Annotated in this window: 26 protein-coding genes; all 26 read right to left on the bottom strand. The window is 42.6% G+C overall.

All coding sequences use genetic code 11. The features are described 5' to 3' along the window. Positions 1-48: 48 nt before the first annotated feature. Positions 49-1,158, bottom strand: coding sequence for a LegC family aminotransferase (locus KVG29_RS04555; protein ID WP_252226927.1), 1,110 nt, complete (start codon positions 1,156-1,158; stop codon positions 49-51). A gap of 42 nt (positions 1,159-1,200) precedes the next feature. Next, positions 1,201-2,193 (bottom strand): NAD-dependent 4,6-dehydratase LegB, encoded by a 993-nt coding sequence (locus tag KVG29_RS04550; protein WP_252226924.1) that lies wholly within the window; start codon positions 2,191-2,193, stop codon positions 1,201-1,203. A gap of 14 nt (positions 2,194-2,207) precedes the next feature. Beyond that, positions 2,208-2,852 (bottom strand): acetyltransferase, encoded by a 645-nt coding sequence (locus KVG29_RS04545; protein WP_252226922.1) that lies wholly within the window; start codon positions 2,850-2,852, stop codon positions 2,208-2,210. A gap of 13 nt (positions 2,853-2,865) precedes the next feature. Further along, complete coding sequence (neuC, locus tag KVG29_RS04540) at positions 2,866-4,020, bottom strand: UDP-N-acetylglucosamine 2-epimerase (protein ID WP_252226921.1); 1,155 nt, start codon at positions 4,018-4,020, stop codon at positions 2,866-2,868. 4 nt (positions 4,021-4,024) lie between these two features. Then, on the bottom strand, positions 4,025-5,053 hold the full coding sequence (neuB, locus tag KVG29_RS04535) for an N-acetylneuraminate synthase (protein WP_252226919.1): 1,029 nt from the start codon (positions 5,051-5,053) through the stop codon (positions 4,025-4,027). After that, on the bottom strand, positions 5,031-5,765 hold the full coding sequence (locus KVG29_RS04530; RefSeq protein ID WP_252226918.1) for an acylneuraminate cytidylyltransferase family protein: 735 nt from the start codon (positions 5,763-5,765) through the stop codon (positions 5,031-5,033). The genes neuB and KVG29_RS04530 overlap by 23 nt, the downstream gene beginning before the upstream one ends. Before the next feature lie 16 nt (positions 5,766-5,781). Further along, positions 5,782-6,828, bottom strand: coding sequence for a nucleotidyltransferase family protein (locus KVG29_RS04525; RefSeq protein WP_252226916.1), 1,047 nt, complete (start codon positions 6,826-6,828; stop codon positions 5,782-5,784). A gap of 146 nt (positions 6,829-6,974) precedes the next feature. After that, positions 6,975-7,292 (bottom strand): hypothetical protein, encoded by a 318-nt coding sequence (locus KVG29_RS04520; protein WP_252226915.1) that lies wholly within the window; start codon positions 7,290-7,292, stop codon positions 6,975-6,977. Continuing rightward, positions 7,282-9,030 carry a motility associated factor glycosyltransferase family protein gene (locus KVG29_RS04515; RefSeq protein ID WP_252226914.1) on the bottom strand — a complete coding sequence of 583 codons (1,749 nt, stop codon included), beginning with the start codon at positions 9,028-9,030 and terminating at the stop codon, positions 7,282-7,284. The genes KVG29_RS04520 and KVG29_RS04515 overlap by 11 nt, the downstream gene beginning before the upstream one ends. Positions 9,031-9,154: 124 nt before the next feature. Next, entirely contained in the window at positions 9,155-9,976 is an 822-nt protein-coding gene (gene hag / locus KVG29_RS04510; protein WP_252226912.1) for a flagellin Hag, read from the bottom strand. A 3-nt stretch (positions 9,977-9,979) separates the two neighbouring features. Further along, on the bottom strand, positions 9,980-10,174 hold the full coding sequence (locus KVG29_RS04505) for a hypothetical protein (RefSeq protein WP_252226906.1): 195 nt from the start codon (positions 10,172-10,174) through the stop codon (positions 9,980-9,982). A 57-nt stretch (positions 10,175-10,231) separates the two neighbouring features. Further along, positions 10,232-10,462, bottom strand: a complete 231-nt coding sequence (gene csrA / locus KVG29_RS04500; protein ID WP_252226905.1) for a carbon storage regulator CsrA — start codon at positions 10,460-10,462, stop codon at positions 10,232-10,234. Between the two features lie 177 nt (positions 10,463-10,639). Then, positions 10,640-11,083, bottom strand: coding sequence for a flagellar assembly protein FliW (gene fliW, locus KVG29_RS04495; protein WP_252226903.1), 444 nt, complete (start codon positions 11,081-11,083; stop codon positions 10,640-10,642). A 2-nt stretch (positions 11,084-11,085) separates the two neighbouring features. After that, the gene (locus KVG29_RS04490; protein ID WP_252226899.1) at positions 11,086-11,643 is read right to left on the bottom strand and encodes a DUF6470 family protein; all 558 of its coding nucleotides are present in this window, start codon (positions 11,641-11,643) and stop codon (positions 11,086-11,088) included. A gap of 107 nt (positions 11,644-11,750) precedes the next feature. Next, entirely contained in the window at positions 11,751-12,635 is an 885-nt protein-coding gene (gene flgL / locus KVG29_RS04485; RefSeq protein ID WP_252226897.1) for a flagellar hook-associated protein FlgL, read from the bottom strand. 312 nt (positions 12,636-12,947) lie between these two features. Next, positions 12,948-14,588 (bottom strand): flagellar hook-associated protein FlgK, encoded by a 1,641-nt coding sequence (gene flgK, locus KVG29_RS04480; protein WP_252226895.1) that lies wholly within the window; start codon positions 14,586-14,588, stop codon positions 12,948-12,950. A 17-nt stretch (positions 14,589-14,605) separates the two neighbouring features. Further along, positions 14,606-15,103, bottom strand: a complete 498-nt coding sequence (locus KVG29_RS04475; protein ID WP_252226893.1) for a flagellar protein FlgN — start codon at positions 15,101-15,103, stop codon at positions 14,606-14,608. 140 nt (positions 15,104-15,243) lie between these two features. Next, the gene (gene flgM, locus KVG29_RS04470; protein ID WP_252226891.1) at positions 15,244-15,528 is read right to left on the bottom strand and encodes a flagellar biosynthesis anti-sigma factor FlgM; all 285 of its coding nucleotides are present in this window, start codon (positions 15,526-15,528) and stop codon (positions 15,244-15,246) included. Positions 15,529-15,663: 135 nt separating this feature from the next. After that, complete coding sequence (locus KVG29_RS04465) at positions 15,664-16,083, bottom strand: MerR family transcriptional regulator (protein WP_252226889.1); 420 nt, start codon at positions 16,081-16,083, stop codon at positions 15,664-15,666. A 47-nt stretch (positions 16,084-16,130) separates the two neighbouring features. After that, entirely contained in the window at positions 16,131-16,850 is a 720-nt protein-coding gene (locus tag KVG29_RS04460) for a ComF family protein (RefSeq protein WP_252226888.1), read from the bottom strand. 13 nt (positions 16,851-16,863) lie between these two features. Further along, positions 16,864-19,089 (bottom strand): SF1B family DNA helicase RecD2, encoded by a 2,226-nt coding sequence (recD2, locus tag KVG29_RS04455; RefSeq protein ID WP_252226887.1) that lies wholly within the window; start codon positions 19,087-19,089, stop codon positions 16,864-16,866. Positions 19,090-19,496: 407 nt separating this feature from the next. Continuing rightward, the gene (gene aroF / locus KVG29_RS04450; protein ID WP_252226886.1) at positions 19,497-20,510 is read right to left on the bottom strand and encodes a 3-deoxy-7-phosphoheptulonate synthase; all 1,014 of its coding nucleotides are present in this window, start codon (positions 20,508-20,510) and stop codon (positions 19,497-19,499) included. A 419-nt stretch (positions 20,511-20,929) separates the two neighbouring features. Then, positions 20,930-21,070, bottom strand: coding sequence for a hypothetical protein (locus tag KVG29_RS12645; RefSeq protein WP_463065076.1), 141 nt, complete (start codon positions 21,068-21,070; stop codon positions 20,930-20,932). Between the two features lie 227 nt (positions 21,071-21,297). Beyond that, a complete protein-coding gene (locus KVG29_RS04445; RefSeq protein WP_252226885.1) occupies positions 21,298-21,444 on the bottom strand; it encodes a YvrJ family protein in 147 nt (48 codons plus the stop codon). Positions 21,445-21,640: 196 nt separating this feature from the next. Beyond that, complete coding sequence (locus KVG29_RS04440; protein WP_252226884.1) at positions 21,641-21,856, bottom strand: DUF2922 family protein; 216 nt, start codon at positions 21,854-21,856, stop codon at positions 21,641-21,643. A 34-nt stretch (positions 21,857-21,890) separates the two neighbouring features. After that, the gene (locus KVG29_RS04435) at positions 21,891-22,115 is read right to left on the bottom strand and encodes a DUF1659 domain-containing protein (RefSeq protein ID WP_252226883.1); all 225 of its coding nucleotides are present in this window, start codon (positions 22,113-22,115) and stop codon (positions 21,891-21,893) included. Positions 22,116-22,123 lie beyond the last annotated feature (8 nt).

Below are 22,123 nucleotides of genomic sequence, written 5' to 3'. Positions count from 1 at the left end.
AGAAAACTTTAGGGAGGAGAAATTGTATATTCCCCATAGAAACACTTTTTATTTTGCTTCAGCAATTTTCCTGATAATACTACAAATTTTTTCGATTTCTTCTATTTTAAGAGAGACCGAGCTTGGCAAATTAATTCCTTTTAAACTTACTTCCATAGTTGTCTCTAGTCCATCATGCCTACAGTTAACATAAGCGGGCATAGTATGTACTGGTGTAAAAAACGGCCTTGTTTCTATTTGCTCATGAAACATTCTTTTAATTAATTCATCTCTTGATATAGGAAATTCATCTTCTATTAAAATTGAATACAACCAGTGTACATGTCGAATACCTTCTTTTTCAACTGGTAAAGTTATCCCTCTAATATCTTTAAGTAAATCAGTATACATCTTTGCGTTGTTCCTCTTTATTTCTATATATTCGTTAATATTTTCTAGCTGAGCACATCCCATGGCAGCCAAAATATTAGGCATCCTGTAATTATACCCTACCTCTGGATGATAAAATCCCCTGTTCTCTAAGGTAATCTTGGCCTGAGTAGATAAAAATTTTGCTCTCTTTCCTATTTCTTCATCATTGGTAACCAACATACCCCCTGCCCCTGTTGTAATCAATTTATTTCCATTAAAACTAAAACATCCTATATGCCCTATTGTCCCAGTATATCTGCCTTTATACAAAGTTCCTAAACTTTCTGTCGCATCTTCTATTACAAAAAGATTATATTTATTAGCAACCTCCATAACTTTGTCCATATCTACAGCATTGCCATATATATGTACAGGCAAGATGGCCTTTGTCTTTGAGGTAACCAGTTCTTCTATTTTATCCGCATCCATTACAAAAGTATCTCTACACACATCAACAAAAACTGGTTGTGCTCCAACATATTTTATAGCATTAACAGGAGCAACAAATGTTAAAGATGGTACAATAACCTCATCCCCAACACCTATACCTAATACCTTTAATGCAAGATGTAAAGCAGAAGTCCCATTTACCGTTGCCACTGCATTTTTTGCCTTAACGAAATCAGCGAAGTCCCTTTCAAACTTGTCAACATAACTACCAACTGTTGAAACCCAATTGGTATCCAAACATTCCTTTATATATTTCCATTCATTTCCTCTAATTTCAGGCACACAAAGAGGTATCATATCATTCTCTCCTTATAACGATCCATTGTAGTTTAAGTTCAACTATATGTTGTAAACATTGCTTTTATAATATCTATGATTCTTTTCTATCCAATCAATAGTTTCCATTAATCCTTTTTCCAAAGAATACCTTGGCTGCCAGCCAGTTAAATTTCTGATTTTTGTATTATCTGCCCATAATCTATTAACCTCACTTTTTTCAGGTCTAACTCTCTGTTTATCACATATAATCTCTACATTAACACCCATAAGGTTCATTATTTTTTTTGCTAAGTTGCCAATTGATATTTCATAATTAGAACCCGCGTTAATAACTTCGCCTACAGTATTATCTGCTTCAGCAACTTTTATAAATGCCTCAACAGTATCCTTGACATAGGTAAAATCTCTTGTTGGAGATAAACTTCCCAATTTAATTTCTTTAACCCCCGCTAAAATTTGAGTTATTATAGTAGGTATAACCGCCCTCGCCGATTGCCTAGGTCCATAAGTATTAAACGGTCTTAATATAACCACAGGTAAACCATAGCTTCTATAATAGCTTTCTGCCATCTTATCTGCAGCTATTTTTGAAGCAGAATATGGGGATTGACCCTGTAGAGGATGATTTTCATCTATAGGGACATATTTTGCTGTTCCATAAGTTTCAGAAGTAGACGTATGAATAACCTTTTCGACTCCAAATTCCCTACATGCTTCCAAAATATTTACTGTCCCTTCTATATTTGTTTTCACATAAGCCATGGGAGATACATACGAGTATGGTATGGCAATTAAAGCCGCAAGATGAAAAACCACTTCTTGGCCTTTTATTATTTTTTTCATACCATCATATTCCCTAATATCACCTGTTACAACGTTTATACTATCTTTTATGTTTTTATCAAACGTATCTATCCATCCCCAATGGTTAAAAGAATTATATTGCACCAATGCAGTTACCTGTGCACCAAGTTCCACCAATCTTTCTGTAAGATGGCTACCAATAAAGCCGTCTGCTCCTGTTACCAAAACTCTCTTATTTTTTAACTCCATATTACCTTCTCCTTCTACAGTTGTTTAGTTCTTACAACTTTTGCCGGCACACCAACGGCAACACTATTATCGGGTATATCATTAATTACAACTGCCCCTGCTCCTATCGTTACGTTATTACCTATTCTTATCCCTTGAATTATCGTGCTTCCCATTCCGATATGAGAATTCTCTCCTATTTTTACTTCTCCTCCAAGGACCGCTTTAGGTGATACATGTGTATTGGCTTCAATAACACAATCATGTTCAATCACGCTAGAAGTATTTATTATACAGTTTTTACCTATATAAGCACATGAATTTACTATTGCACCGGGCATAACGCATGTCCCCTCTTCTATTAAAGCATACCTTGAAACTATCGCATCTTTATGTATTAAAATCGGCATCTTAAATCCAATTTCTTTCAATTTGTTGTATATCTTCCATCTCTTTTGGATGTTATCTATAGCTCCTACACAAATAAAAGCATAATCTACACCTTTATTTTTCAGTTCCTCTAGTATTTCATCATCACCAATAATTGGCACACCCAAAACTTCTTGTCCTATGTTGTTTTTATCAGTTATACCTATAATTTCGTATTCGGCTGTACTCCTTATTATATCAATAATAACCTTACAGTGGCCTCCACCACCGACAAGCACTATTTTCTTCATGATATCACCCAATTTAATAAGCCAATCTTTTTCGCAACAAATTTTTATTTAACTCTATATTTTTTAATATATTTACTACTCTCTCACTCGTATTTCCATCGCCAAAAACATTGTTAACTTTGTCTAGGTTTATCTTAAAATCTCTATCGTATAAGGCTTTATTTATAGCATCTGTTATACTTTTTTCATCATAATCACAGTCTATAACATTATCAGCTCTCAGCCTACCTTTCTGCCTCTCTCCAATATTAACAACAGGTTTTTTAAATATAGGTGTTTCTATAATCCCACTCGACGAATTTCCAATCACAACATCACAATGTTTCAATAAACTTAAATATTTCTTTTGCCCCAAGTTGCAGAACAAATACGAATCCTCACTTTGACTCACAAATTCACTGATTTTCTCGATTATAACTTTACTACCAAAATCGGCATTAGGATAAGTAAAAATATAATTTGCATCAAATCTTTTTATAGCCTGTAACAACTCATCTATCTGTCTCTCTGTATTTTCTACCTCTAAGGTAACAGGATGATAGGTAATTAAGAATATCAATTTATTATTAGGTTTTATATTGAGTTCATTCAATATCTCATCTTTAGTAAAAAGTTTCATTCTTACAATATTTTCAATGCCAGGTTGACCCACATTAAAAACTCTCCATGGCTCCTCACCCATCTTTATTATTCTTTCTCTGTAGTACTCTGTTCCAGCAAAATGAATGTGAGCCATTTTTGTTATAGCATGGCGTATCTGTTCATCAACAGCTCCCTCTGTGGATTCACCACCATTCATGTGTGCAATGGGCACATTCATCATCATTGCACAAGTAGCGGCTATAAATGTTTCATATCTATCACCTAAAATCAATAAAATATCGGGTTTTAATCTATCAAATGCCTGTGCCATTTGAATTAATTCTATACCCATAGACTTAACAATCGCGCTTTTACTTTTTGAACTTATAAGCATATCTATCTCTTCGTCTATCACAAAACCATCTTGCCTTATTTGTTCAACTGTATATCCATATTCCGGACATAAGTGACTTCCTGTAACAATTAATTGCAATTTTAAATCATTATCTTCCTGAATTCTCTTCATCGTCCAATAGAGCAAACCATATTCAGCCCTTGTACCAGTAACCACAAGTATCTTACGCATACACTCACCCGCTTAATTTATCAAAAGTAATTGGCTCATCTTTATCTATTTCTTTTATTACTGTCTTATTTAATATCATATCTACAAAAACTGGACTAATCCCTTTTTCAGGCCTTTTAAAATGAATATTCTCATAAGTTACCTTTTCACCAACATTTAGTTTACGTTTAGCAACAATACATCTTCTCGCAAAAAACTTCGTATTCTCCTCATTCCGACTACAACGCTTTATCCCATCTCCCAATGCTTTCTCAATATTTCTTATGCTCTGAACCATGTTTCTAAATTCAATAGGATCTAATGAGGCTTTATGGTCTGGCCCCTCCATATTTCTATCTAGTGTAAAATGTTTCTCAATAACCCTCGCCCCCATTGCGACGGCAGCAATAGCAACTTCAATACCAGTCGTATGATCTGAATAACCGACAGGTAACTTAAAAGCATCCTTTAGAGTTATCATCGCTTTTAGATTAACATCTTCATAATCTGTCGGATAGTTCGATGTACAGTGCAGTAAAATTATATTATCGTTCCCTTTCTCCTTTATAGCATTGACCGCTAGTTCCACCTCACCCAAATTAGCCATTCCTGTCGATAAAATTATCGGCTTTTTAAACTTAGCTATGTATCTCAATAATGGAATATTGGTCAAATCTCCCGAACTTACTTTGTATATCAATACACCTAACTTCTCGAGCAGATCAACGCTTTCAAAATCAAATGGGGTAGAAATAAACATTATCCCCTTATGCTGTGCATATTCTTTAAGCTTTATATGATCCTCTAAAGATAGTTCTAGTTTTTTTAGCATTTCAAATTGCGTACCCTCACCCGTATTGTTCATCTGATATTCAGCCTTAGGAGCATCTTTAGTTACCAAATTTTCCGTTCTAAAAGTCTGAAACTTTATAGCATCTGCACCCGCTTCTTTCGCTTCATCGATTAGTTTTGTTGCTAATTCCAGAGAACCATTATGATTAACTCCTGCTTCTGCTATTATAAAACACCTATTATTTTGAAACAATTCTTCCATTTATATCACCATGCTCCTCATAACTCATTAAAAATTCAACGTACCTAAAATCCATTTCATCATCGATATCAACAGAAGAAATCCTGTCCATAATGTAGGGTATAGTATTATCTGTGTACCATGTCTTTCTATTCAAAATTATCTCTGCCCTTGCTAAATATATGGCTCCATTCAGCCTATAAACTTTGGGCAAATCCTGACGTCTTACATAGGCAATATTCGTTTTAATAAAATCCACCAATTTCCCATCTTCGATTACCTTCATCCAATACGGATTTACCTCACTTTCACACACGCTCACTAGAGAATCAGCATTTTTGGCATTTATTTCTTCTATAGAATTATCGATATCTTCAACCTTTCTCAATGGACAAGTACATTGAAGACACATAACATACTCAAAGGAGTACTTTTCTTCACTGTTTAAATAATTTACCGCATGGATAATTGGTTCAATACCCGGCGTGTCATCTTGTGCAAGTTCTTGCGGTCTTAAAAAAGGCACTTCAGCACCAAAAGACTTAGAAATTTCTGCAATTTCTAAATCTTCTGTGGATACAATTACCCTATCAATATATTTGCTTTTCAATGCTTGTTCAATTGTATAAGAAATTAAAGGTTTACCGTTTAATATTCTTATGTTCTTTCTCTTAATTCCTTTTGAGCCACCCCGTGCAGGTATTATCGCTACAATTTTTTTATTGTCAATCAATTATCTCTTACTCCTTTCAATCCTCAATATTCAACCTATTTAGCATATCCTGAAGAGTATCCATTTGTCCCATATCCATCCAAGAAGCCTCACTTATTGGATAAATTCCTACCTTCTCTCCTTTTTTTAAATAATACTCATAGAGAGCAGGTAAATCAAAATACTGATTTTCTGGAATATCGTATATCGTTTCAGGCTCAAGCACATAAAGCCCGGTATTTACCAAATATGAATGTTTAGGTTTTTCAACTATCCTCGCAACATTTCCTTTTTCATCCAATTCTATCACACCAAAAGGAACCTCAAAAAGTTTTACAGACGTTACCATAGTGATTTTATTACTACTTTTTTTATGATGTTTTAAGATATCAGCATAATCGGCATCAACTAAAATATCACAATTCGATACAAAAAACGTAGTCTTTATTTTATCCTTTAATAACGATAAACCACCTGCGGTACCAAGTGGTTTTTCTTCCTCAACATAAGTTATATTATAATCTCTTTCCAAATCTCCAAAATAGGATTTTATCATATTCTTTTTATAATTCACCGTCAGATAAAAGTTTGTACAGCCATATTCGTAAAACTTATTTATTATCCTCTCTACTATAGGGATATCTCCAATTGGTATTAATGGTTTAGGCAAAATTTTAGTATACGGATGAAGCCTAGTCCCCTTACCACCAGCCATAATAACTACAGGAACATCTATTTTTTCTTTATTATTTTGCCCATATTCAAAGTCATTCCAAAATACTATTGATTTTACATTTCCTTCATCATCCACAAGCGGTATAGCTTCTACATTATGCTTTATCATTAATTTTTTAGCCTTTTTCTTATCTTTATAATGCAATACTATAGGATTAGTATTCATCACCTTACTAACCTCTTCATCCAGACTACCATTCTTCAGAATCCATCTTCTAATGTCTCCATCCGTAACAACACCTAACAATTTAGTGTTTTCAACCACTAGAAGTATTTTCTTCGCGCATATATCCAATTTTCTCATGGCATCCAGTATGGTTTCTGTTTTCCTTATCAGCAAATCCTGCATTTTTTCACACCTACGCTCGTAAAACCCATTTTAACATATCGACTGCCATCCTTGTAATTTATATAAACTTTCACCAAAGAAGTATCTTCTTGTACAGCAGTTGAACAGTGAACTTTATTTTAAAACTCAAGTACTTGAACAAAACTTCAATTTTGTGTTAATTTATGCAAGTTTGGCAATAATTCATATTCGACTATATCACTCACCAAATAATAATCCTTATTTTCAATTGCTTCCAGCATATTTTTCAATACTGAATTAATATCATATATATAAGGTCTTAAGGTTTCATCTAAATAAATTAAATTAACTATTTTTTCCACCACTATGCTCAGCTTTATAAAATCGTTCATCGCTACACTAATATCAAAATTTCTCAGCCTTTGAATCAATTTGTCCGAAACCTCGATGGCCTCTTCACTCAAAGGCTTTAACTCTTCATATAGCTTTTGATTATCTGTCATTTGAAAAACTTCCTCCCGCATTCAATCTGTTTTCCAAAATCCTTATTGCAACATCCAGCTTATTGTATATGCTTTCATACATGTTATGACTTCTATTTAAAGCTTTCTCTAACTTAATCTCTTCGGGATCACTTTCAAGTACGGTATTTTCGATATCCGACAATATAGCCATTGTAACGGGATACAAGATTAAATTAGAGAAGCCATTATTTTCAAACCTTTTTTTAATTTCATCATCGATACTATCGAGTTTCCTAAGCTTTGATGTAATTTTCTTTTTTAAGCTTGTGTTTATTAGAAAACTCTCTTCCCTGATATTTCTAACTATTCTCATTCCCTCTTTACATTTGTCTTGAATAACTTTAAAATCATTCAATGCATTACTTAGTTTTTCATAAATAAAATCATAATCAAATTCATCTGGTTGCAAATCCAATTCTTTTTTACGTAAATCGCTGCAATAAAATTCACTTATCGCTTCCTCTAACCTCATAACCTTAGTACCTTCAATATGCGCTCCACCCTCAGTAGCATTTATGTAGTTATGTTCGCTATACACTTGTATTATTGACTCTATTGTTTCTCTAAACATATTTAAAGAATAATCTGTTTTTACAGGATTTCCGTCAATCCCTTTAACAAAAATTGTCTCTTTTTTAACTTCATTTTTCTCGCTCTCCAAAATAGCATTACTAGCATGCAACTTATCATTAGTAAAAGCTAAATCTTGTCCAATAAATATAATGTTTTTACATCCTAAATATATAGCTAATCCTAAACAAGTTACAGCAACAGAACCCCCACTTAAAAGAGTATCAATGTCTCTCCCTAAAAAATATTTTACAAAGGATTCTTTTGCATAAAAAATTTTTTTCCCTTTATACTTTTCAACAACATCAGCGTTTGTTCCTTCATAAAATATTAAAGGAACATCCAGATACAAAAATTTTTCCATCAGTTTATAAGTCTTTTCAACAGGATCAACTACACACAAAAAATCCGGTTTAATTTCATATTTAAGTAAAGTTCCTAGTGTCCTACCACCAGTTATTATTATCAATCCATCTTCTTTGCCTTTTAACAAATGAACATTTTTTTCTAAAGAAGGTCCTGCAGATACAATTACCGCAGTTTTTCCTTTATACATATTTTTTAAACTATTGACACATACAGCATTCTTTAAATTAAGCATATTTCTTACAAATATATCAAACCATAGCTCTGAAAAAACAAATTTAGTATTTTTATTTATTCTCGTGTGAACAACTTTTTTCTTTATTGTTGATAAAAAATCTTTATATTCTTTACCAAAGACAAATCCATAATTTGCAAAAGACATAATCTTAAAATATTCCAAATTAGCTTCAGTTATAATATTATCAATTAAAACTTCAAATTCATTTTTGTCGTATTTTCGTACATATACACCATCAGTATTAAATATCTCATCACAAATCTGTGAATTTTTAACCTTTTCAAATATATCCTCATCCGGTTCAAACACATAAACTTTAGCAACTATATTTTTACTTAACAGTTTTTTTATGTGCTCACCAGTACCCAATCCAAACACAAAAATAGTGTCTATTTTTTCATCATCTAACTGAGCCAAAAACTTCTCTATTTCCCTTTGCATATTATATTTACTTCCGAGATATACAGCTTTATCATCTTTTACAGCCTTAACGATATCTAATCCGTCTAAACTTTTTTCAATAAATACATTTTTTGTACACATAATGTCCCCCAAAAGTTCTACACAATATTATTTGTAAAACCAAAATTATAATGTTAAAGGAGTCAAATCTTGACCCCTTTAACATTATATCATCTTGCTTAATATTCCCACCACAGCCTAGTTACTATCTTAATAGCTGCAAAACTGCCTGTGGCTGCATATTTGCCTGAGCCAGCATTGCCTGTGCAGCTTGAGCAAGAATATTATTCTTTGTGAAGTTCATCATTTCCTTAGCCATGTCAACATCCCTAATTCTTGATTCTGCTGCAGTTAAGTTTTCACTTGATGTTGCAAGGTTAGCAATTGTATGCTCTAACCTATTTTGGTATGCACCAAGTTTAGCTCTTTCTGCTGAAACTTTATTTATTGCAGTATCAATTGTTGCAAGCATACCAGTTATAGAGCCTGCTGATGTAGTGGGTGCAATTGAAATACCCTTAATACTCAAAGCACTTACATTCATAGTTGCTATCGACAACGTAATGGTTTGGTTCTTATTTGCTCCTATTTGAAATACAAGCCCTTTTGCACTTCCAGTTAGCAGATTCTTTGTATTAAATTGTGTTTGTGAAGCTATTCTGTTGATCTCATTTTTTAATTGTTCAATTTCCTTACCTATAGCTGCTCTATCCTCACCCGCATTTGTACTATTTGCTGCTTGAACTGCTAGTTCTCTCATTCTTTGAAGAATGCTATGCGTTTCATTTAATGCACCTTCTGCAGTTTGGATAAGTGATATAGCGTCTTGTGCATTTCTTGAAGCTTGTTCAAGTCCTCTAATTTGTGCTCTCATCTTCTCTGAAATTGCAAGCCCTGCTGCATCATCTCCTGCTCGGTTAATTCTAAGTCCTGATGAAAGTTTTTCCATCGACTTTCCAACGTTCATAACGTTAAAACTCAACTGACGATAAGTATTAAGAGCAGCAATGTTGTTATTAATCCTCATATCTCATTCCTCCCTGAATTTTTTATTTCCGCCGAAGTCCTTTTCAGCAGTTTTTTGTTTAAAGCCCATCCTCTGCCCGGCCGCTGCAAAGGATAAAGCTTTAATTTTGGTTTTCACCCATATATATCGACAACCTTCTACATAAACTTTAGGGGTTGAGCAAAAAATTTTTATATTTTGTAGAACTTTTTGACCCATTATGTAGTAAATTTTTACTATGTCTCCCCAGCGTCATTCTTTCAGATCTTCTCCTCACTATTCTTTAAGCACCCTGCTCAGCTCCTCAAGGGAAACATTGGGCCTGTCCACCACCGCCTCGCGATTGGCCTGCCTAACCTCGTCCATGAGTTCCTTCCTCAGAATAGATATATCCTTTGGAGCATTTATCCCTATTCTGACCTGATCTCCCTGTATGTCTATTATCTTCATCTCTATGTTACCGCCGATCACAACCGATTGGCCCGGCTTACGGGTTAAAACCAGCATATCTCCACCTCTATCATTTAACTGCTATCAAACCGCCTATTCCCCTTAAAAATTGCCAAAATGCCTTATTAATGCCTCTATCTTTATTCAATCCTTCTTTTAATACAACACACATTAAAACAAACTATACGCTACATATTATACTGTCATATCATATTGACATAATTATCTTTGGCCCTATGCCCCTTTTTTCATTTCTTCCAGTATATAATGTTTGGTCGTATACTTCTCATCGTCCAGTATCACCTGCATGGCGATGTTCTTCTTCGCATTTATCACAATGGGCCCCTGCAAGTTGGCAGTCATCTTGGACATGTCATGCGGGATGACGACGATGGATAAAAAGCGTATGTCAGTAGGATCCTCAACCTCGAGTTTATGCAAAACCTCCTCATTTATTGAAGGTGAATAGTCCGTTTTAAATACAAACGGGTCTATGACCACAAAGCATACATCCGGGTTGTGCACAGCATGAAGCCACATAAATGGGTTATCATCCCCCACCTTGCCCAGCAGCACGTACTCCTTTATATCCTCAAAGCCATAAAGCCCGTAAGGAAACCGTATGATTTCCTTCTCGGGTATTTCAATATAGCCAAAGTGCTTGGATTCGATGATCAACTTTACACCCTCCTGTCTATATAATGCCCCACATATTCTATGGTGATACTCGGATACTGCCGCATGTAAATCTCTACTTTATGGGGCGTAACCCTGTATCTCACAGGATGTACAACGACGTTAAAATGAACTTTGCCCGGCTGGTAGTCTATACTCACGCCACCGGTTACATAGAATTTTGGCTTAGGAAATGGCAACTTCACGGATTCGGCCTCGGGTATGTGGTACGACTTCTCCTTAGCAATGTCAGCTATTGGGTTCCCTCCCAGCTCTATGGCGGCAAGCCTGTCGCCGTCCTGCGCAGTCTGGGCTATGTACTCCATCAGCCTCTGATACCCTTTCTGAGCTTGAGCCCGTGCAAGGTCAAGAAAATTTTTATACCCCAGCTCGGCAAAGCATTCGTACTGATCAATGTGCACCCTCACGGGTTCGGTCTCCATATTAAGCCTTGGTGGCTGACGTTTCATTTCCACCAAAGGCTGGGAACTTTTTATCTCCACCCTGCTCGGCTGCGTGCGAATCCCTATAAGAGCCGGTGTAGTAGTAATACACAAATGCATATCTTTACTCCTTAAATCGTGCAAAATTGCGGTACATCTTAAAAATATTCTAGATTGACCTCCCAAGCGAGTAAATCAGTAAGTAACTACCTTAAAAATCCACAAAACTACCTCAAAAAATCTATAAGCGTTGGCATGATGATCCGCGCGCCTGCCGCCAACGATGCCCTGTACACGTTCTCTGCCTCTTTAAGCCGCACTATAACCTCGGCGATGTCCACGTCCTCGTTCTGTGAAAGCAGGTTTGTGAAGTTTATCTCCTCCTCTTTTAGCCTGGCGCGTATCAGCTCAAAGCGATTTACTTTCGCGCCCACCGCCGAACGCTGGGACAATATCTGTGTCATGCGCTGGTCTATCTCGCCTATGTAGCTGTCCAGATTGGCACCGGTACCGCTCCTCAAATCGTTTTTAAACCGTTCCAACACATCGTAAATCTCGTCTATCTCGGCACCGCCTTTGCCACCCAGCACATTTATATCTATGCGGTTGCCAACGCCTATCTCAAAGGCTATCTTACCGCTGTCACCCTGATATACCAACTGCCCTGCCTGCTCCACAAAAGCCGGCTGATCTGTTCTATATCCGGCAAATATGTACCGTCCGGCATAGGTGGCATTGCCCACCTGCACCACATGTCCCTGAAGCTGCTCGATCTCATCGGCTATGGCCAGCCTGTCCTCGGGAGCAAGGGTTCCATTGCTGGCCTGAACCGCCAGCTCCCTGGCCCTGTGAAGCACGTCCCCTAAATCCTTTAGCGCAGATTCGGTAATCTCTAGCCATGAGATGGCATTATCGGCGTTGCTTATATACTGCTGGTTATATGCCAGATCCGCCCTCAGCTTGAGCGATTTGGAGGTAGCCACAGGGTCGTCCGATGGCTTTAAGATCCTCTTGCCGGATGAAAGCTGGCTCTGCAGCTTCTCTAAATTCCGCATATTTCTCGCATAATCCCGCATCATGTTAGTAATCAGCATTCCGTTGGTTACACGCATCTTTCAAACCACCTTTTTTTGTTATATTAAGTTTGCTTAAACCACATTAAGGTTTCCAGCGCCACAGACATAATAAGCAGACATAATAATATATAATATGTTGCGCCAATAATACGCCGATATAAAAATACATAGCCACGCATACGAAGTTTTATATAAAACTGTCTATCGTATAGCTTCATACACGAAATTCCCGATATATACGACCAATTCTCCTACGTATACATTCACTTCCAATAAATACCACATTATATACCACCTTAAAACGCCAACTGGCAGTGCAGCACAACAAGGCGCATACCTCAAGCATAACTATCTGCCCACAACTCCCATCCTGTTGATGAGTATCTCCAGCATCTCGTCAATGGCGGTCAAAATCCTGGCCGATGCGTTGTAGGCATGCTGGAAGCGCACCATGTTGGCCATCTCCTCATCCAGCGACACGCCCGACACCGACTGGCGCCGCTTGTCCATCTCATTGACCAAGACCTCCTGGTTGTCGGCCATATGGGCGGCCTGACGGCTGGCCACCCCAAGCGTGGATATAAGCGCTTTTGTGAAGTTGTCCATATTGTCACACTCGGGCACGTAGGTCTTGTGCCTCAAATCAAGAAGCCTCAGTATGTTTTTGTTGTTGCCCTTTGCATCAGCCGGGTTAAACCCATTTTGGGGATCCATCCCGTTGGCTATATCCTCCGCATCAAAGTAAATTGCTGCGATGTTGTTCCAGTCATTCCTTATCTCATCTGATATGGTGATAAACTTGGCTATGGGCTGTCGAACGTTGGCCGGGTCAAAATTGGCACTGCCATCCGAGAAAAAGTATATCCCGGTCTCACCTTTTAACGTGTACCCCTGGCTGTGGATTTCGTTGAAAGTAATCATAAGCGTATGGGCAAACAGGTTCCACATGCGCATGTAATAGGGTATCCCGTATTCGGCATTTTGGTTGGGTGCGGGCTGGAACTGCCCAGAAATCGGGGAAGTGCCCGAAAGCTCCTCTGGAACCCCAGGCAATGGCTGTTCCTTGCCCCCTATGCCGTCCCGCATATCGATAAAGCCCTTCAACATGCCTCCGGTGATGTTAACCCTTTCACCGGTATCCTTCCACACCACTTCCACCAGCTCATCCACATCCACGTGGTTGTTCTTGGGATAGGGCATGCCGTTTATGCTGCTGCTCCTAGGTATAACGTCCAGCTCATAAACCTTGGTATGGTTGACCAAAGTCTGGCCCGCGATGTCCACCCTGAACCGGCCGCTGGCGTCCTCGTATACCGATACCTGCACGATTTTCGATAAGTTGTCCACAATGAGGTTGCGCTGGTCGCGCAGGTCATTGGCCGGCCTGCCGGTGGATTCAAACTTGAATATCTGCTCGTTGAGGGCTGCGATCTCCCGCGCATAAGAATTTATATCCTCCACATGAGATATTATGGCCTGGTTGGCCTCCCTCTGCAGTTCTTCTAGCTTGGTATAGACATTCCTTATGTTTTCGGTAAGCGCCAGGGCCTTCTGTTGCACCGTAGCACGGGTGGTTGGGTCCTCTGGATTCAAACTCAAGGCCTGAAGGGCGTTGAAAAACTCGTTGAGCACCGTGTTTATCCCCGACTCTGAAGGCTCATTGAATATGGCCTCGAGGTATGCTAAAATATCCCGCTTTACTTCCCATTCGCCCAAAGCCGTCGATTCCTTGCGGTACTGCATGTCCAGGTACGCGTCGCGTATCTGGCGCACCTGCTGTATGTCAACACCGCCCCCCACGGCATATCCGCCGTAGGTAGTAAACAGCCCCAGGCCCGTGCCGGGCTCTATAGCCTTCTGTACGACCTGCTGGCGAGAATATCCCTTTGTATTGGCATTGGCGATATTGTGCGCCGTAACCTCGAGATTTGCCTGGTTGACGTGCAGGCCCTTCCTTGCAATCTCCAGGCCGTAAAAAGTAGAACGCATGAAGCTCACTCCCTGCTTTATACCTTTTTATCTATCAGGCTGCGTCCCTGCTGCCTGGTATCCGCTCCACCGGTTTTGCTGTATATGCTCCCCGCCTGTCCCCGACCGGTGATCAAACCTATGGAAAAATCGATAAACTCCAGGTTGTTCCTGATGAGCCGTTCGTTTATCTGGTTCACCTGCTTCTGCTCCTCTATTATGCCGTAAAGCCGATCCTGCAGCTGCTTGAGCCTCTCCTGAATCTGACCCTCTGCCTGCGATACAAGGTAGGATACGGTGACATCTCCAGGGGTAACGCCCCGCCGCTTTGCAAAATCGGTTACCCATTCCTCGCGCTTGTCCTCTAGATTCCTCAATTCAAATATGAGATGCTCCTCCATCTCCACAATCTTTTCCAGCTCGCCTATATCAGCATCCACAATAACCTGCGTTTTCTTTTTAGATAAATCCAGCAGTATGCTGTAAAGCTCGCACTCCTTATCCAGTATATCCACAATTTTTTGCAGGCTGTCCATAACCTCAATCCCTCACACGCAATTTTGCCTTCGCAGCACTTAATGCTTTGAACCCTCCCAAGCAAAGCTCTTTGCAAAAGCTCCGAACTATAAACAAAAACAGCTTAAAAATGGCTTAAACGCAACTGCACCTATCTCGGCTATCTGTCCTGTTTCAGCAAATCGTCCACCATCTTGGAGGCTATGCTCCAGCTGTCCACGCGGTACTGCCCGCTTTCGAGCCGTGCCTTTATCTCCTCCACTTTTGCCAATCGAACATCAGGTACCGACTTTGCGGCCTTTAGCGCTTCCTGAAAAATCTGGGCCCCCTTTGACAGTATCACCTCATCGGCCTTGTTGCTTCTATTCTTAACGCTGCGAATTTGCGAATCCTGGCTGGCATACAAATTCAATATCCGGGAAATGCGCGTTGAATCGATCTTCAAACCCCTTCACCTCTTTAACGCGATTCATATATAATATCGGCATGCGCGGACAAAAAATTTAGGGGTAATCTGCATTCCCCTCTTCAATCACATTTCTCGTCCAATGGATCCATTTAGCCTATCTCTTCTACCTGTTTATTCCCTTTCCCTCTTCTTGATGATATAATCGGCTAAATGTATTTTGCTGCTGTCGGGCTTTAAATCCGAGACCTTCCTGGCAGATTCGTTAAGCCCTTTCTTCAAGCCTCTTTCAAACACCGCAAGGCACTCCTTGCACATTCTTCCCGTGGTGATGGGCTTGCCGCACCGCTCGCAGGTCAGCATCGGCGATGGCTCCTTAAGCTCCAGCCTCCCCTCGCGTAAAAACTCGAATATTATCTTCTCCTCCACCCCCGTAGCCTCTGAAACCTCGACTATGGTGGCATCAGGGTGCTCATACAAATAGTCCCTCACCTTTTTGAACATCTCGTCCAGCTCCATCACGCAACTGGGACAGTACTTTATGCCGTTGTATTGAAACAGCCTGTTGCATCGTTTGCAATTGCGAATATTCACAGCATCTCACCCCTTAAACAAAAAGCATTTATACGAGAAGGTGTGGCTTACCGGCCAGTGGCCAAGGTAAGCACGTACACCCTTTGAGCCCCCGCTTGAAGCAGCACCCTACTGCACTCATCAACCGTGCTGCCCGTGGTAAACACGTCGTCCACCAGCAAAACCGACTTACCCCGCACCACAGCAGGCTGGCTTACCTCAAAGGCATCCCGCAGGTTTTGCATGCGCTGGAACTTGTCCAGTGCTGCCTGCGCAGGCGTGTATTTCTTACGGACAAGCACCCTCTCATTGACCGCCACACCGATATATCTGCCCATCTCCCTGGCCAGCAGCGCCGACTGGTTAAACCCCCTCTGGCGCTGCCTCCTGGGATGAAGCGGCACCGGTACGATAACGTCCACATCCCAGCCGCAACGCTGATTGAAAGCTTCAGCCATCCACCACCCCAGGGTACGGCTGAGATACGATATGCCACCATACTTGAACCGATGTATGAGCTGCTTTATCTCGGCGGTATAGTGCAGGACCGAGACGGCCTGTTCAAAATGATAGCGCACATACGCGCAATCAATGCATATGCCCTCTTCCCCAAGGGGCCTGCCACACTTATGGCACACCGGCGGGGTAATAAGTGGAAGCGAGCCAGCGCATGTCCGGCATAGACCTTTGTCGTCTATGTCCCTGGCCCTTTGCCGGCAGAGGATACAGGCTATGTTCTGGGGATACAGTATATCGAGAATGGCTTCCTTGATGGCAAACAGGTCCATGGGTACCACCTTCTCAGAAGTTGGATACCGCAAACAGCTTTCTGAAGTGGTGCATAAGCCCCGAATAGCGCTTTTCCACATAGTCGTTCCTGACCATGGCCTCGATTGCCCGTTCCCGTCCCACTATGATCACCATCTCCCGCGCTCTGGTCACCGCTGTATAGAGCAGATTGCGGGTCATTAACATGGGCGGTCCCCACGCCAGCGGAATGATAACCACAGGAAACTCGCTGCCCTGGCTCTTGTGAATGGATATAGCATAGGCAAGTTCCAGCTCGTCCAGCTGCGAAAAATCATACACCACTTCCTTGTCATCATCGAATATGACGGTCATGCTCTGCTCCTCATGGTCTATGGAAGCGATATAGCCTATGTCGCCGTTGAAGACCCCTTCGCCCTCTTCTACCACCATGCCGTGAACCTTCCTCTTCCAGGGAGTACGGTAATTGTTCTTGATCTGCATCACCTTATCGCCTTCCCTGAACAGGGTATTGCGGAACAGCTTCTCCCGCTTTTCATCCGACGGGGGATTGAGGACCCTTTGCAGCTCGTTGTTCAAATTGTTAACCCCAATGGCACCCTTGCGCATGGGCACCAGCACCTGTACGTCTCTGAGGGGATTATAATCGGCAAAAGCGGGTAGTCGCCGACATATGAGATCCAGAACAGTATCCAGTATTTGCTGTGGAGTCTCCCGCCTGGTGAAGAAAAAATCACCGCCCTTTACGTTGAGATGGGGCATGTGCCCCTGGTTGATCCTGTGGGCATTGAGCACTATCATGCTCTCCTGTGCCTGCCTGAAAATCTCGGTCAAGCGCACCACCTTGATAATCCCGCTCGAGATTATATCCTTGAGCACGTTGCCCGGCCCCACCGAAGGAAGCTGGTCAACGTCCCCCACCAGTATCAACCGTGTGCCGGGCACGATGGCCTTCAAAAGGTGGTTCATCAGCAGAACGTCCACCATCGACACCTCGTCTATTATCACCGCATCGGCCAGTATGGGGTCGTCCTCATCCTTCTGAAAGTACGGCCCTTCATCGCTGTAGCTGTACTCGAGCAGCCTGTGTATGGTCCTGGCCTCCCTACCGGTAGTCTCGGTCATGCGCTTGGCCGCCCTGCCGGTGGGAGCCGCCAGCACCACCGTCATTCCCTGCTGCTCCATCAGCTTTATGATGCAGTTAATGATGGTGGTCTTACCGGTGCCCGGCCCGCCCGTTATTACCGTCACCCCGTTGGATAAAGCCTCGATCACAGCCTCCCGCTGCTTGAGCGCGAGGAGTATACCTTCCTCCTTCTGAAATTTCCTGAGCATCTCCTCTATGTCAAACGCGCCCGGGTTTACGTCCACCATCGACAGCTCTACAAGGCGCCTGCACACCCCCACCTCGGCGTAATAAAAAGGTGCCAGGTACACCGCCGTCTGGCCCTCGATGTTCTCGATAAAAATGGATTGCTGAACCGCCAGGGATATGATGGCATTTTCCACCAGGCCTTTGTCCACTCCCAGCAGAAGCGAAGCCTGCTCCACCAGAATATCCCTGGGCAGGTAGGTATGCCCATCGGCTGCCGCCTGGGAAAGCACGTACTTTACCCCTGCCGCGATTCGGTAGTGCGAATCAAAGGCCACACCCATGTTCTGCGCTATCCTGTCAGCCGTCTTAAATCCTATGCCCGTCACCTCGTCGGCCAGGCGATAGGGATTTTCCTTTATGATGCCGATAGCGTCATTGCCGTACATCTTGTATATCTTTATGGCATAGGTGGTGGTGATGCCGTAGGACTGAAGAAACATCATGACTTCCCTTATTTCCCTGTGTTCAGCATAGGAAGCGGCTATCATCTCGGCCTTCGCCGGGCCAATCCCTTCCACCTTGGTGAGGCGCTCGGGATGAAATTCTATCACCTTCAGTACATCCATTCCAAAGCGTTCGATAAGCTTTCTGGCGGTGGATGGCCCCACCCCTTTTATGAGCCCCGATGCCAGGTATTTTTCCATGCCGTCCAAAGTGGAGGGCACAACGCTTTTCATGGCATGGATCTTAAGCTGCTGGCCATAATCGGGGTGCATGGTCCACTCGCCCACGATGTGCACCTTTTCGCCCGCATTGGCATAGGGCAGGCTGCCCACCGCCGTCACCAGAGCCCTGCTGCTCTCATCCCTCACCTCTATCACGGTAAAACCGTTGTCCTCGTTGCGAAACACCACTTCCTCTATGATGCCCGTGATTTCCACCACTTTTTAAGCCACCCGCTTCCCGTAATTATATATATAACCCGGAGCGTATTGCAAATCACAGCCATAAATCGCTGAAGATTACCACACAGCTCAATCTCCTGCAAGCTTTAAAGATATTTTACCATATCCTTTCAGGCAATTCACCTCTTTTCTTGCCTGTGCGCCATATTTTCGGCGTATCAAATCCATAATTGATTTTGCTGCAAAATAGGCTTTTTACAGTAAAATCATAATTTATCGCAATGCAGGCCTAACCGGTCGGCTGCGGTGCAATGAGATTACCGGTCAAAACTACCGGTCAAAACCACACAGCAAAGGAGTGCACACCGGCGCATTGCCTTAAACGCGAGTTGCAATCACCTACATCGCGGGCAACCAAGAATTATTCCCTTGAAGTTATACAGCTTTTACAGCTCCCGTCCCACTGCCTGCGCAATGGGCTTTAGCTCCTCCATCAAACGGGCGAACTTCTCGGGCTGGAGGGACTGCGCTCCATCGCTTGCGGCATTGGCAGGGTCGGGATGCACCTCTATCATGAGTCCATCTGCCCCGGCCGCCACAAATGCCCTAGCCACTGCATCCACCCATTTCCAGTTTCCTGTGCCATGGCTGGGGTCGGCTATAACCGGTAGGTGCGAGAGTTCCTTTACCACCGGAATGGCGTTGATGTCCATGGTGTTGCGCGTCGCCGTCTCAAAGGTGCGAATACCCCTCTCGCACAGTATGATGTTCTGGTTGCCGGCATCCGCGATGTACTCGGCAGCCATGAGCCATTCCTCGATGGTAGCCGACAAGCCGCGCTTTAAAAGCACCGGCTTGCCTGAAAGGCCGCACTCCTTGAGCAGCCGGAAATTCTGCATGTTGCGCGCCCCGATCTGTAAGATATCGGCATAGCGGCTGACCAGCTCCACATCCCTGGTGTCCATCACCTCGGTAACCACCTTGAGGCCAGTCATCCTGGCAGCCTGATGCAGCAGCTTGAGTCCTTCCTCCTCCATACCCTGGAAGGAATATGGGGAGGTTCTGGGCTTGTAAGCCCCGCCCCTTAGCACAGCAGCACCCGCCTCCTTTACCCTACGGGCTACCTCGTATATCTGCTCCTCGCTTTCGACGGCGCAGGGCCCGGCCATCACCACCAGCTTTTTCCCGCCGATTTTCACATCGCCTACTTCCACCACCGTATCCTGCTTTTTAAGCTCACGCCCCACCAGCTTGTATGGCTTCATTATGGGAACTATGCCCTCCACCCCTGGCAGGTGCGAAAGGTTATGCTCCTTTACCAGCCTCTTATCGCCTATGGCGCCAATCACCGTTTTTACTTCGCCATAGATGGGATGGGTTTTAAAACCCAGCTCCCTCAGCCGCTTTTCGACGTTCTCGATCTCCTGCTGGGTAGCGCCGGGTTTCATGACCACAATCACTTTAAAACACCCCCTTCGGAATTTTGTGATAAATGTGCATCATATGGCTATAAAAAAATCCCCGTCCTGTTTAGGACGGGGAGTATTTCCCGCGGTACCACCTAACTTGGCTATCGATATACGATAACCCTCTCGTTTAAGGATACTTGTCATTGCCCTTCACAAGCCCGTCAGGTAGGCTTCAGCCTAACCTTTACACGTGCACATACAGCACAACTGCAGTTAATGATGGCCGCAGACTTAAACAGCACACCGTCCGACGCTCTCCGCCAGTGACGATATATCCACTTACACCACTACAACGAAAAGCTGAACACGTAACCGGGCTTGAAAGGCAAAGACGCCATATCCCCCTTCCTGGATAACGGCGAAGGCCACCGTCTCAGCCTACGCAGGGAACGCACCCGCTTTAAAACCGCTTATGGCAGCTCGTGCCATACTCGCAACCATGGCTCATGCTTGACCGGATATACCGCCTCTACACCGATACATCCTGGCCCTATGGGCGCTTCCCCTTCAGCCTGCAGCTCCCGGGAGAACTTCCATACACCGCTTGCCACCGGGCTCGCACCTTATCCCGGCTCTCTGGAGGCTCGCAGTGAATGTACTTTTCCCGTTCACAGCCTTTTATACAATATTTCCATTTTTTATTGTCAGAAATTATACTATATCACTTTCGCTGCAGTCAATACCCCTTATATCTCAAACGCCTCTTCAAAAAGTGACCTACTCAAAAGTAAAAACTTTACGATACCGTAAAACCTTCATCACGGTGTAAAGCCGCTTTTTAACGCTCTATTGCAGCTATGACCCGTGCCAGCTCCTGAATGGACTGCGTCAAACCCTCCAGCTTTCCTTCGATGCGCACCAGCAGATACACTGACAGCACGATGGGAAAGCCGACGTTGCCGACAAGGCTGAGCAGCTGTTCCATACCCATTCCTCCTTACCACATTTTATGAACAGGTCAGCATAACAGTGTAAAAATAGTTCATAAAGCCATAAAATCTATACAAGCTATACGAGAGCGTAAAGCATGAAACTGTAAATTCAATGAAAAATCCCTTTAAGGCGATATTTCAAATATTTCAAATAAGATAGAGGAGTGGCAGGCACTCCTCTATCTTCCCTCAAACCAGTTGCAGGGGCTGAACCTCTGTATCGATGATGTTTGCCTCTGCTATTTCAACCAGTCCTCCCTCTACATCGAAGGGATTTACGCTGATCACCAGGTCCATGAAAGCCTTAACCTCAGCCGGTTGAAGGTCAAACCGCGGGTCATCCAGCGTGATGCGGTAGGTTCTGCCCTGCCCCGTCTTAAAAACCATCTCCAGCGTCTGCGCCACCTTTCTCACCCCCCATACCGGAATTTAAGTTTACTTAAACGTTGACATAATCAAACTGCGCCGTCTTGCGAATAGCTATCACTGGATGGGACTGCAGCGATGCTAGGGTAGCAGCTATGTTGTAGAGATCCTCATCAGATACATCAGGTTTTATTCTGTTCAAGCTTCGAGTCCTAGTAATCCTCCTGCCATTCTGGTCCTGCCCCATATCCAGCTGAATCTGAAGCCTTGCATCCATAGGCCTTATCTCCAGGGCCATCGTCTCAC

The organism is Caldicoprobacter algeriensis (assembly GCF_023838525.1).
Classification (GTDB): domain Bacteria; phylum Bacillota; class Clostridia; order Caldicoprobacterales; family Caldicoprobacteraceae; genus Caldicoprobacter; species Caldicoprobacter algeriensis.
This window is presented reverse-complemented; position numbering and strand designations above follow the sequence as displayed.